Genomic DNA, 12712 nt, shown 5'->3' on the forward strand with positions numbered 1-12712 from the left:
CTATTTACCATAAAAATACAACAAAAAAACCAGCGTAAGATCACACTGGTTTTTTCGGTTTTATTTAGAAATATTCTAAAGAATTTTTAGAATTTAAATTGTAATGTTGTGTACCAATTTCTTGGTGCAGAAGGAATAATTCCTGGCCCTGGATATCCTGTTGCTCTTCTTGTAAAATACACTTCATTTAAAGCGTTATTTACACCTACTTCTAATTTTAAGAATTTATATGTGTATGAAGCTGAAAAATCTAAAATACTATATGCAGGAATTGGCCCACGAACAGCATTAGAATTATCTGGTGTAGCAGAATTATTAGCATCGTTGAATTGTTCTGATAAATATGAATATTGAACACTTGTAGTAAAATCCTTATATCCAAATTTTAATCCTGTTTTTAAATTTACATCTGGTACAAATTCTACTTTGTTACCTTCAATATTATTTTCTCTTGAAGAAGTGTATTCAGAGTTAATAAAAGAAGTATTTATAAATGTATTTAAACTATAATCGTTTGATAAACTAAATACTTTTTTAAGATTAACATCTAATAAAGATTCCACACCTATAATTCTTGCTTCACCAACATTTGTTCTTAATTGACCAACAGTATTTAAAGGTGGAATTGTAGTTGTAAAGTCTCCTATTCTATTATTATAAAATAAAGCGAAACTGCTTAAGTCGTAAGAAATGAATCGGTTTAAGTTTCCGCGAACACCTAAATCTATTGTAAAACCTTTTTCGTCTTCTAAATTTGGATCTACTGCGTTAGATGGATTTACAATGTTTACATCGGAAAACGTAATAGAACGATAGTTTTGTGAAACATTACCGTAAACTTCTAAAACATCATTCGGTTTATAACTTAAACCTAATCCTAATAAAACAAATGAGCGGCTTTTAGTAAGATTATCTGACTCTTCTACTGTTCCGATCGGATTTCCAGCAGCATCTGTATTTACACGTCTTCTAAAACCATTACTTCCTGTATTAATGTATTCGAAACGAAAACCTGGGGTAATAGAAAATTGATCACTTACATAAAAAATATTCTCTCCGAAAACAGCTATATTTTCATTCGGATTCTCAAAGTTTGATTGAAATGTGAAGTTCGGAAATTGATCTAAAGCTGAACTAAAATTCGCATCACTTCCATCTGTCCCTGGACCTTGAATAGATGTATTATCTGCTTTATAATATTTAGATCCTAATAAGTAAGTTGCTTTCTTTCCAAATAAAGTATATCGATCTAGAAAGCGAGCTTCAAAACCAAAATTATTAAAATCACTACTTAGTAATTCTCTAGCTCCTAAATTGTCAGGTAAATCAACTCTCCTATCTCTAAAACCTATAGCTTTTCTCGAAGCATTTAAACCAAAGAAACTGAATGTAAGTTTTGTGTTTGTAGAAAAATCATGAGTATATTTTAGGTTATATAAAAACCAATCTACATTAAACCAATTTCTTTCTCTATTACTTTGAAAAGGATCTTCAGCAAACATTCTGTCCGTTAAACCACCAGCTTGTTGTGATAAATAAGTTAAATAGGTTACTTCACCTTCTATCTTAGATTTATCGGAAATTTGATATCCTAAATGAGTGAAAATGTTTTTTGAATTAAATCCTGAATTTGGTCTGAATCCATCTCCTTGTTTGTAATTATAAAAAGCATAATAACTTAATTTGTCTGATGTACCTCCAACACTGGTAAAATTTGTAAATAAATTAAAACTCCCTAGTGTACTTCTTGAAACAATTTCGAAAGGTTTATTTGGATTTGGCTTCTTCATAACGAAGTTGATTAATCCACCAAATTGAGTTCCATATTGTAAAGAAGCAGCTCCACGAATAACTTGTATTTCTTGAACTCCTTCTGCTGCTGGTGAATAATAACTTTCTGGATATCCTAAAACGTCTGCACTAATATCATAACCATTCTGACGTGTATTAAAGTTTGAAGTTCTATTTGGATCTAAACCACGACCACCAACATTTAATTGTAAACCAGCATCATCATTTTCAAAAATATTTAAACCAGCGACTTGATTATACAATTGTCTGGCATTATTTGCTGCCAAATTTGCTGTTGATTCTGTAACTAAAATAACTTCTGTCTTTTTTCCTGCATAAATAGCTGTACCTTCAACATCTTTAAGTCTTTTTAGTTCGAAAGCTTTTCTCTTTTTAGCTGTTATTTCTACTTCTGATAATTCTTCAGAAAAAGAAGCTAGAATGATATTTACATTCTCGTTTGCTATTAATTTTTTCTCTAAAAGCTCATATTCGTCTAAATAGAAAATAACTTGAATTTGCGTTTTATTTGATGTAAACTCAAACTCCCCTTTGTTATTAGTTTCTGTTAGTACGTTTCCTGAACTATCTAAAAGCTGTACTTTTTGTAAAGCTTTTTTATTCTCATTTGTAACCGTTCCTTTGTAGCGCTGTTGCCCAAATGCGCATACTGAAACTAGAAATACTATAATAAAACAACTATAATCCTTTAATCTTAATCTCATTTGTAAAAGGTAAAATCCAATATTTATGTTTGAAACTGTTTTTTTCTTTATATAAATCAACTTTAGCATCTATAAAACGTTCGCTAGAACGTCCGTTTAATGCCACATAAGAGTCTGCATATACTTCAACATTCTTGTGCCCTTGTTGCGTAAAATGATCTCCTAAAAAGTGAGCATATTCTATAATAAAATCAGGTTGAAAACTCATTTGTTTTTCCTGAAAAGAGGTTAAAAAATCTGTATTGTCAACGTAAAAGAATTGTTTGGTTTTTCCATCAACAATTTTAAATGTGGTGTATCCTGCTTTTTCCATTAACATTACACGCCAAGAGAATCGATATCCTTGTTCTGTCCAAAATAATTCCCCAGGATACAATAAATATCTCCATGGCAATAAAAGTTGTAAAACTAGAAACACACTAACAATCTTTAAAGTAAATGTTCTTCTAAATTGAAAAATTTCAATTTCTTCTATGTTATTTGTTTTTAATCTTAGCTTACTTTTTATGAAAGCAATTATTTTTTCATGAAAAGATGCGCTAAAAAATATTAGCGTAGCAACGATCATGATATAAGGAAACATTCCTATCGGAAATAAAATCCTTGTAAATACATGAAAAAGAACAACTAGGAAAAACCCAATAGTTCTTGTTCTTTTAAATAATAATAAAAAAGGTATAGATAAATCATAAATAGCTCCACTCCAACTCATAGCAAAATGAAACCATTCTTGTTGCATTAGATTATTTCCAATTAAAGGCAGGTCGTATTTAGAAGGTAGCCATATTTTTAAAGGTTGTGCCCTAAACAACCAATCGGAATTTAATTTGGCTAAACCAGCATAAAAATAAACAATTCCTAAAAGGAGTTTAATACTATCGATTGTCCAATTCGGTATCGTTTTGTATGATTTTTTATTGAAATAGTTATCTAATGAAAAAGTTGCATTTGCAGGTAAAAAAATAAGTAGAAAACTAAGAATACTTATAAAATAATAATGATTAAGATAAGTTGTCTTATCCATTAATTCGATATAAGTAAAACTTAAAAAGAAAGTAATTATTGACAATCTATACTTATAACCTACAGCAACTAATAATGCTGAAATTCCGCAAAGAATAAAGAGAAAGTAAGTATAATTCCCTAACGGTTTAATCCAGCTGAAGCCATAAAAAGAAAAGAAAAACTTAGGTTGAATATATAATTTCTCTATCCATCCGTTGTACCAAAACCTAATGATACTGATACACATTAACAACCCGAAAAACAAACGGAAAGTTGCCAAAGGAGCTGCACTAGTCTTTTTTAATATGTAATTATTTAAAGTCAATCTCTTATACACAAAAAACTGCCTGAGTTAACAGACAGCTTTTAATATTATACTTAGTAATTTATATTTTTAATCTCCATCAGCATCAACAAAGTCAACACTTACATTAAATACCTGTAACATATCTACTTTTAACAGTACAACTGCTTTTTGTAATTCGTCATATGCTTTTAACATTTCTGTATTATTAGAACTTACTTGATTGAAAAAATTATCATCTAAAGTTTCAATTTGTGTTTTTGCTAAATTCAACTGATTTTCTATATCTGTTGCTAATGTTGATTTATTCAAGCTAACTAAATAAGATTTAAAACTAGCTCCATTTGTACCAATATAACCGTGTCCAGTGAAAACATCTTGTACAGATTTTAATCCTTGTAATGCTAATTTTTTAGAAATATCTTTCTTATAAAAAGCTTCAACTTTTTCTGGTAAAGCTGTATTAGAAAAAACTCCTCCAGGTATCCCAAATTTATTTGCTCTTAATCTTTTTTCGTAGTAAAAAATAAAGTCATTTACTAATTTATTAAGTGCACTAGTTGCAGTATTAGAAGTACTTGAAATAAACTGAGTTCTATAACTTCCTTTCCAATCTGATACAATATCGCTAGCTATAGTACTCATTTTTTCTACAATATCATTTACATATTTTTTATATCCTGCAGCATTTACATCAGTAGTAAATTTTTCAAGTATTGCTGTATCATCTGCTCCTATAGCGTTAAATAAATAATCTAAAGCTGGTAAACCTTGAGCATCGTGATTATTTGGACTATTAAAATCGTAAGTTCCATTTGTAATGTTGCTTTCAATATCTGCAACAGTTACTGGAAAAATATTAAAATGGTTTACAAACTGTAATTCTTCAGCCTTACCAATATCGAACATTGAAACACTTTGCCAAATCATATATGTTGACTCCCAACTTGATCTAACCTGATTTAATGTAGTGACATTTGGAGTTGCAGTAAAACTAATAGCATCTGTTTTTAATTGAGCTAACCTAGTTTCTAAGGTTTCAAAAGCAGGAATAATTGTGTTATCTGCTAGAAAGGTTAACAAAGCTCCTCTATCGAAATTATCTGTATTATTATTATCCCCAGGATCTTGTGAATTATCAGAACAAGATAAGATTAACAAGAATGAAATGAATAGTATGGAATATTTTTTAAACATATAAAAAGTTATTTCTATTTATTCTAAATAAAACTCCCGCAAAGATAAAAAGTAGCTATGAATCTAGCTACTTTTTATAAATTTATTTTTATTTAGAATAATTTTAATTAACTACCTGCTTGAGCAACAGTAAAATCAAATTTATCTGCAATTGCATCAGAAATTTCATCAAGAGTAGCGTTAGTTACATCCCAAAAACCATTTCCTTCTAATAATTTGTTTGTGAAACCAGTAATTTCAGTAGTTGTAAAATAAGGAGCATTAGTAGAAGTATTACGTGTAAAACGTAAAGACTCTATAAAACCGAAGCCTTCAGATAAATCATGGAAAGCAGAAGCTTTATCTGTTGCTAAAGTTAATTTAGCTTGTTGTAAATAATATACAGCTCTAATTGCTATGATTTTAGAAACTTCATCTCTAATGATTTTAGCTTGTGCTTCTCTTTCTGTATAATTTTTTACAACAATAGCTTGTCTTCCTTTTTTGAATGCATCATATATTTTCTTAGATATACCAGTAAAGTCTGTGTCTCCTTCTACTCTAGAAACATACTTACTTAAAAAGCTATCTGCATTATATTGTGGGTTTTCAGCATTATCTGTTCCATATAAATAACCAAAAGCTTCATCCCATTTATGTTCCATATTAGTGTAATTCTTATCTGTAGCTAAAACTTGATTATCATTATCTGCTACATTAGTTCCTTCATCTAAAACAAGAATACCTAAATAATTGTTTAACATTTGGTCTACCATTAAGGCTCCAATTAAAGTTTTATTAATTGCCTGATTTAATTCTAAACCTTTTCCGTTTACTAAACGATTAGATCCACCACCTGCTTCTTGAATTCTTCCAGCAACACCTTCAGCTGCGTTAGTATTCCAGTTAGGAAAAACTACGTCAACTTGCTCTTTAATCCATCCATCAAATTTTTCTTTGATTGCAGTTCCTTCTACAACATTTGAAAAGAAATAATCTCTAGAAGCTGCTGTTTTACTTCTAATACTTTTTGAAGAAGCATTTAAATCAGTATTAGAAAAATCTGCATTTCCTTCTACATGAGCAAACATACCATCTAACATTGCTTCAGTAGTTGTAGGAATTGCTGTACTTGAAGGGTCATTTTTTAATGCACTGATAAATTCTTCAGCCATTTTAATTCTAGTAGTTTGTCCTGAGTAACTTACTGAAGTACTACCATTTCTTTCGAACTTATATGTATCTGGAGCGACTACTTCTGCATCAGGATTATCAGGAATATTATTGTTATCATCTGAACAAGAAACAAACAATAAACTTGAAACTGTTAAAGCAGATAAAAAAACTTTCTTCATTTTATTAAGACTTATTTTAAATAATTTAACGCAAATATAAGATACGTTTTCATCTAAACAAATTTTATTTAGATTTATTTAAAATAAATTATTTTGACTTTAAAAACTCAATAACAGCTTTTCTAACATCAATAGCAGTTTCGTTAGATTTAGGTTCGTAAACATCTAATACTTGAGGGTTAGAATTCTTTAAAAAAGGAATATCGAAACCTTTTAATAAATAATCGGAAGTAGCAATAGTGTAATCTTTATTAGGGTCTATCTTTTGTTCTTTAACTAACCAAAAACCACTATCATTTCTAGTTACATTAAAACGTTGTAAATAAGCACCTGTACCCGAAGCTTTATCACCAAATTCTAATACTTTTTCTAGTAAATCTCCCTTTAACTTAACTTTTAATACTGGACCTCCGTAAGGAAGAACTCTAAATATATCTACAGCATTAATATTTCCTTCTAAAACATCGTCTATTCGAATAGATCCTCCATTTACAAAAGCACAATCAATATTCTCATTTCCATAAGATTTACTCATAGATTCTGCAATAATTTTACCCATATTAGTTTGTATTGATCTTATGGGTGTATCTCGTGCATCAAGAGGAACTTTGGTTTTATATATAATTTCTTCAGGATTGGCTATAACATCCTTAATTTTTATATTTAATAGATTTTGCCATTTTTTAACAACAGAGTTCACGTCTTCGTCAACAGGAAAATTATCGTCTATAATTTTTAATTCAGACTTAAAATTTAATTCTTTAGTATCTGTATTAAATTCAAAACGATGTATATATACTGTTTTTGCATTAGCATCTGCTTTAGCAATATATGTATTTCCTTCTTTAACATACATATTGTTATGCTCGTGCCCGCCCATTATCAAAGGAATATTAGGTAATAATTTTGCTATTTCTTTATCTTCTTCAAGCTTTACATGAGTTAAACCTAAAATAAAATCGACCTCATCTTTTAATTCATTATAAGTTCTTTCAGCTTCAACATACATATCTGAATAAGAAACATAATTTCTTGGATTAGAAGGAATACAAACACTAATAAAACCTATTTTAACTGACTTCTCTCCTATTCTAAACTCTTGAATATAAGTTTCATTTACTGCTTCTTTTTTTCCCTCTATAACTTTATGAAAAAAGTGATTTTTTCCATTTTCTTTATGAAAAACATTTGCACTTATCCATTCAAAATGGCTTTCATTTAATCTATTTTGTAGATCATTATAACTTAAATCAAACTCATGATTTCCAAACGCTACTAAATCAAAATTCATAGCATTCATAACTTCCACCATTTGCTTACCACGAACACGTTCACCATCTACTTTCATTGTTCCTAAAAGAGAAGGGTTTAAAAAATCACCAGCTAAAACTAACATTGAGTTTGGATTTTCTTTTTGAAGTTGTCTGTAAAGAGCAGAAACTCTTGCCATTCCTCCATATTTATTTCCTTGAATTGGCGCTATTTCGTAAACATCATTCAACTGTAAAATTGTAAAATAAATATTATTATCTTTCTTTATAAACTTAAAATCCTGAGAAGAAGTCAAAGGATTTGATATAGATTTACATGAATTTAGAAATACAATACAAACGATACTGAATTTCAAATAAAAAGTAATACGCTTCACAGCAATTGATTAAAAATTATTCGTATTTTTTTATGTTTTTTCTAATCACTTTTCTGTAGTATACAAGTTCTTCAAACTGATAGAAAAAATTAATTTTAAGTTCTGAAACTGTTTGAGGATTTTCAATTTTTTTTCCTAAAACAAAAGCAGTCCAACTTTCGGCAATATCTTCCTCTGGACTCTCTGCTGCATAATCTGTAATAAAGTCATTATAATTATCTTTATATAAACCATACAATTTCTCTAAACAACTTTTTTGTTCTGTATAACAAAAATTTCTTTGAATATAATCCCATTCTTTAAGTAATGTCCCATCCCAAAATTCTTCAACAAATTTATTAAGATAACTTCTTTTATTTGTTATACCTTCAATAGTTACATAAGGTTCATTTGGTCTTTGATTAGTTTTTTTTCCTGGTGTAATTTGTGTGTGATTTAAAGTAAGTAAATGGCCAAACTCATGAACTAATGTATAAATTGATTGATTGATTCTTGTTTTATCTTTACTTGTAAAATCTACATCGATAGGATCTATAACTAGTTGCCATTCCGTATTTTTATCATTTAATGCACCTAAAGCACCTGTTTTTTCATCTTCACCATCTGTCATTAAAACAAGTCTTTTTATATATTTTTGTGTAATTCTTTTAGGAAAAATACTATAAAAAACACTCCAGTTGTAACGTGCTATACTTGTTTCCTCATCATTGCTTTCAATAAAAATTCCATTTCTAATTTCCCAAGAGCCTAGAGTCTGACTGTCTCTATCTGAGGGATCAGCAATATGCGGCGTTAAAAAACCAATTAAGAATGTTATTAAAAAACTAAATTTCATTTATCTAGACTAATAATTATGATTAAAAACGTCTAACACTTTATTATAAGAACTTTCAAAGCTCATTGGTTTAATATTAGTTTCAATCTTATTGGCAGTAAAATAAGAAAGCATTTTCTCTGTGGGCATATTTCCAGTTAAATCATCTTTTGCCATTGGACAACCTCCATAACCTTTAATAGCGCCATCGAATCTTCTACAACCTGCTTTGTAAGCGCTATCAATTTTTTCAAACCAAGTAGTAGGTGTGGTATGAAGATGAGCTCCAAACTCTATATTTGGGTAACTTGGGGTTAGATTTGAAAATAGATAGTCAATAACATTTGGGGTTGAACTACCGATCGTGTCAGACAAAGATACGATTTTAACTCCCATATTTGCAAGTTTTTCTGTCCACTTTGCGACAATTTCTACATCCCATGGATCTCCATAAGGATTTCCAAACCCCATAGATAAATATGCCACTACTTTTTTATCATTTTTTTGCGCGATATTTAAGATATCTTTTAAAACATCTATAGATTCAGCTATGGTTTTATGTGTATTTCGCATTTGAAAGTTTTCTGAAATAGAAAAAGGATATCCTAAATAATCTATTTCTTGAAAAACAGAAGCATCATTAGCTCCTCTTACATTAGCAACTATAGCTAACAACTTGCTTCTAGTAGAAGATAAATCTAACAAATTCAACACATCTGCTGTATCCTTCATTTGGGGTATTGCTTTTGGAGAAACAAAACTTCCAAAATCTATAGTATCAAAACCTACTTTTAACAATGAGTTTATATATTTTGCTTTAACCTCTGTAGGAATAAAATGACTTTTTATTCCTTGCATGGCATCCCTTGGACATTCTATGATTTTTACTTCTTCAATCATTATGCCAAATATAAATATATTTTAATATTAATTCTTTAATCTAGAATGTTAAATAGTAATGAAAAACATTAATTATTTAATTTTATAAAAATTTTTAAAAAAAGTGTAACAATGAAAATACAACTAAGTCTTTGAAGTATAATTTAGAAATTGAAAACACCAGATCTACATATTAATCAACTACTAAAACGCTGTCAGAAAAACGATTCATCTGCTCAAAAGGAAATATACAAATTGTATTATAAAGCGATGTATAACTCAGCATTTAGAATCTTAAAAGATGAATTTGAAGCAGAAGATTTGATGCAAGAAGCTTTTTTAACAGCATTTACTAAACTAAATAGTTTTAAAGGAGAAGTAACATTTGGTGCTTGGTTAAAACGAATTGTTATTAATAAGAGCTTAACTCAATTGAAAAAAAACAATAGATATCAAGAGGTTAAACTTGAAGTAATACCAAATCAACCTGAAGAAAATGATAATTTGAATTATGATAATTTAAATATTAAAGATGTTTTAAGTGCTATTCAAAAATTAAAAGATAATTATAGAGTTATTCTTACATTAAATTTGATTGAAGGATATGACAACGAAGAAATCATGCAGATCTTAAATTATAGTAATGAAAATGTTAGAACAACAATTTCTAGAGCAAAAAAGAAATTAAAGGAAGTTTTAAGTAAAGATATTAATAGAATTAATGTAGTATGAAAGATAAATTCGATGATTTTTTTCTTAATAACGATTTCGATATAAATGAACCTCATTCGGGACATGAAGATCGTTTTTTAAGAAAATTAAGTAGACAGCAGAAAAGTAGAAGAAGAATTTCTTGGACATGGATGAGCGCCGCAGCTTCTATTCTACTATTAGTTAGCTTTTTTCTAGGAAAATATACAACGCAAGAAAATCAAGTGCATTCTATTTTTCCTGAAATGGCAGAAACAGAAACATTTTTTGTAAACACTATAGCACAAGAATTAACGGAAATAGAGAAATATAGGAATATTGAAACTGAATCTATTATTGAAGATGCTTTAGATCAAATTGAAGAATTAGAAGATCAATTTCAAAATTTTAAAAAAGATTTAAAAGTAATTGGTAACGAAAAACAGGTTATTAAAAGAATGATAAATAATTATCAACAGCGTTTACAAATTTTAGAACACCTTTTATTTCAATTAGAATATATAAAAAACCCTAACAAACAAAACGATAACAACAATGAATTTATATAAAAATATACTAATCTTATTTTATTTGGTTCCTTCCTTAGTATTTGCCAACTCTATTAAGAAACACGAAAAAACAAAAACTATTAGTAAAAAATTCTCGGTTAATAGTAATGCTACTTTATATGTAAAAAATAAATATGGTAATGTGAATGTTACTACCTGGGATAAAAATACTATTGAAATTGATGTTAAAATCACTGTTAAAGGGAATGATATAGATAAAATTGAAGATAAACTTGATGCTATTCGAATAAATTTTGAAGCTTCAGAAAACTTAGTTGAAGCTAGAACAATTATTGAAAACACAAAATCTAGCTGGAGTTTTTGGGGTAAAAGCAACAACATAAATTATAAAATTAATTATTTTATAAAAATGCCTTTAACTAATAACGCTGATCTAAATAATAAATATGGAAATATTGAATTAGACATCATTAAAGGTAAAACAAATATTAATTGTGATTATGGTTCTATTCAAATTGAAAAGTTATTAAACTCATCAAATTCAATCTCTCTTGATTACTGTGAAAGCTCTATCATACAATACATGAAATCGGGAAGTTTAAATGCTGATTATTCAAAAATTACTATTCAAGAATCAGAATACATAAAAGTTAACGCAGATTACACTTCTGTAAATATTGGTAAAGTAAATGATGTAGTTTTTAATTGTGATTATGGTAGTATTTCTATTGATGAAGCTGAAAATATCGATGGAAATTCAGATTATGCTAGTATGCGCATAGGAACTCTAAGAAAAAATTTAAAAATAAACACAGATTACGGTGGCTTAAAAGTAAAAAATTTAATGTCTGGTTTTGAAAACTTTACTGTAAATGGAAATTATGCTGGAATTAAAATAGGAACCTCAAGTAATAACAATTTTAGCTTTATCATTAATTTAAGTTACTCTGGTTTTAAATACCCAGAGAAATATGTAGAAACACATAAAGTTGTAAGAAAAACTACAAATAAATATTACGAAGGAGTTTTCGGTAAAAGAAAATCAAACTCTAAAATAAATATCAAATCAGATTACGGAAGCGTTTCTATACGATTAAACGATTAATTGTTACCTCTTTAAAATCATTGATCTAAAAATTAAATATCTACCAACATAGTACATCAAATGATAAATCACTATGTAATATGGACTAGGGCTTATATAATTAGAAATAGCTGTAAGCACATCTGCTACGGGAAAAATTAACACACCTAAAAAAAAATATAAAGCTTTAGAATTATTTTTAGTCAATAAATTTAAAAAAGCAAATAAAACAAGAGATATAGATACAATTCCCATAGTAAAAACTAATAATTGTACATCGTTTACATATTCATAAAGTATCAGATAAATCATTGAAAATATAAACAAAAAAGGAATTGCATAAAGCAAAAGCGTTTTTAAAGAATGTTTTAAAATAGAATGATATATTATGATAATATATAAAAATCTATTTAACACTAATAGAAATAAAGCTTCATGATAAAAGTGAGCTTCAAAAACAAAAAGTGAATCAGAAACTATAGAAAATAATAAAATTACGACATACCAATAATTAACTTTTGGAGTAGTTTCTAAATACAAAAAAGATAAAGACAATAAGGCTGCGAGTTTTACAGCAAACTCAAAATTCAAATCTTCTATAGTTACAACGTATAAAACTAAAAGAGAAGCTAAAATATATAACGTTGTAAAAAGTGTAACATTTTTCTTATTTGTATGTCTTTTTCTCAAATGGAAGTATTAATTGTTTAA

11 protein-coding genes are annotated in these 12712 nt (G+C 28.2%); 3 read left to right on the plus strand and 8 right to left on the minus strand.

The window, feature by feature from the left end; genetic code table 11:
- Positions 1-86: 86 nt before the first annotated feature.
- The 7 genes from AC2TEO_RS03090 to AC2TEO_RS03120 all read right to left on the minus strand — a co-directional run bounded on the left by AC2TEO_RS03090 (position 87) and on the right by AC2TEO_RS03120 (position 9718).
- Complete coding sequence (locus AC2TEO_RS03090) at positions 87-2516, minus strand: TonB-dependent receptor family protein (RefSeq protein ID WP_442266697.1); 2430 nt, start codon at positions 2514-2516, stop codon at positions 87-89.
- A complete protein-coding gene (locus AC2TEO_RS03095) occupies positions 2491-3858 on the minus strand; it encodes an HTTM domain-containing protein (protein ID WP_442266698.1) in 1368 nt (455 codons plus the stop codon). Before AC2TEO_RS03095 ends, AC2TEO_RS03090 begins: the two co-directional genes overlap by 26 nt.
- 57 nt (positions 3859-3915) lie before the next feature.
- Positions 3916-5022 (minus strand): imelysin family protein, encoded by a 1107-nt coding sequence (locus tag AC2TEO_RS03100; RefSeq protein WP_442266699.1) that lies wholly within the window; start codon positions 5020-5022, stop codon positions 3916-3918.
- A 107-nt stretch (positions 5023-5129) separates the two neighbouring features.
- A complete protein-coding gene (locus tag AC2TEO_RS03105; protein ID WP_442266700.1) occupies positions 5130-6356 on the minus strand; it encodes a DUF4856 domain-containing protein in 1227 nt (408 codons plus the stop codon).
- Positions 6357-6444: 88 nt separating this feature from the next.
- The gene (locus AC2TEO_RS03110) at positions 6445-8004 is read right to left on the minus strand and encodes a bifunctional metallophosphatase/5'-nucleotidase (RefSeq protein WP_442266701.1); all 1560 of its coding nucleotides are present in this window, start codon (positions 8002-8004) and stop codon (positions 6445-6447) included.
- Positions 8005-8020: 16 nt separating this feature from the next.
- On the minus strand, positions 8021-8839 hold the full coding sequence (locus AC2TEO_RS03115) for a hypothetical protein (RefSeq protein ID WP_442266702.1): 819 nt from the start codon (positions 8837-8839) through the stop codon (positions 8021-8023).
- A 9-nt stretch (positions 8840-8848) separates the two neighbouring features.
- Positions 8849-9718 carry a hydroxymethylglutaryl-CoA lyase gene (locus AC2TEO_RS03120; RefSeq protein WP_442266703.1) on the minus strand — a complete coding sequence of 290 codons (870 nt, stop codon included), beginning with the start codon at positions 9716-9718 and terminating at the stop codon, positions 8849-8851.
- A gap of 150 nt (positions 9719-9868) precedes the next feature.
- Here AC2TEO_RS03120 and AC2TEO_RS03125 point away from each other — a divergent pair, with 150 nt between their 5' ends.
- The 3 genes from AC2TEO_RS03125 to AC2TEO_RS03135 are packed head-to-tail and all read left to right on the plus strand — an operon-like array spanning position 9869 to position 12022.
- Complete coding sequence (locus AC2TEO_RS03125; RefSeq protein ID WP_442266704.1) at positions 9869-10429, plus strand: RNA polymerase sigma factor; 561 nt, start codon at positions 9869-9871, stop codon at positions 10427-10429.
- Entirely contained in the window at positions 10426-10956 is a 531-nt protein-coding gene (locus tag AC2TEO_RS03130; protein WP_442266705.1) for a hypothetical protein, read from the plus strand. The genes AC2TEO_RS03125 and AC2TEO_RS03130 overlap by 4 nt, the downstream gene beginning before the upstream one ends.
- On the plus strand, positions 10943-12022 hold the full coding sequence (locus AC2TEO_RS03135) for a hypothetical protein (protein WP_442266706.1): 1080 nt from the start codon (positions 10943-10945) through the stop codon (positions 12020-12022). The genes AC2TEO_RS03130 and AC2TEO_RS03135 overlap by 14 nt, the downstream gene beginning before the upstream one ends.
- A 3-nt stretch (positions 12023-12025) precedes the next feature.
- On the opposite strand, the gene AC2TEO_RS03140 is transcribed toward AC2TEO_RS03135, so the two are convergent.
- Positions 12026-12691: a lysoplasmalogenase family protein gene (locus AC2TEO_RS03140; RefSeq protein WP_442266707.1), complete on the minus strand. Its 666-nt coding sequence runs from the start codon at positions 12689-12691 to the stop codon at positions 12026-12028.
- Between the last annotated feature and the right edge of the window lie 21 nt (positions 12692-12712).

This window comes from Tenacibaculum aquaeponti, from assembly GCF_057221555.1.

Bases quoted from the DNA above. Each gene is read 5' to 3' on its own strand.
- AC2TEO_RS03090 (WP_442266697.1), bottom strand. From the start codon at position 2,516: ATGAGATTAAGATTAAAGGATTATAGTTGTTTTATTATAGTATTTCTA.
- AC2TEO_RS03120 (WP_442266703.1), bottom strand. From the start codon at position 9,718: ATGATTGAAGAAGTAAAAATCATAGAATGTCCAAGGGATGCCATGCAA.
- AC2TEO_RS03105 (WP_442266700.1), bottom strand. From the start codon at position 6,356: ATGAAGAAAGTTTTTTTATCTGCTTTAACAGTTTCAAGTTTATTGTTT.
- AC2TEO_RS03100 (WP_442266699.1), bottom strand. From the start codon at position 5,022: ATGTTTAAAAAATATTCCATACTATTCATTTCATTCTTGTTAATCTTA.
- AC2TEO_RS03135 (WP_442266706.1), top strand. From the start codon at position 10,943: ATGAATTTATATAAAAATATACTAATCTTATTTTATTTGGTTCCTTCC.
- AC2TEO_RS03115 (WP_442266702.1), bottom strand. From the start codon at position 8,839: ATGAAATTTAGTTTTTTAATAACATTCTTAATTGGTTTTTTAACGCCG.
- AC2TEO_RS03130 (WP_442266705.1), top strand. From the start codon at position 10,426: ATGAAAGATAAATTCGATGATTTTTTTCTTAATAACGATTTCGATATA.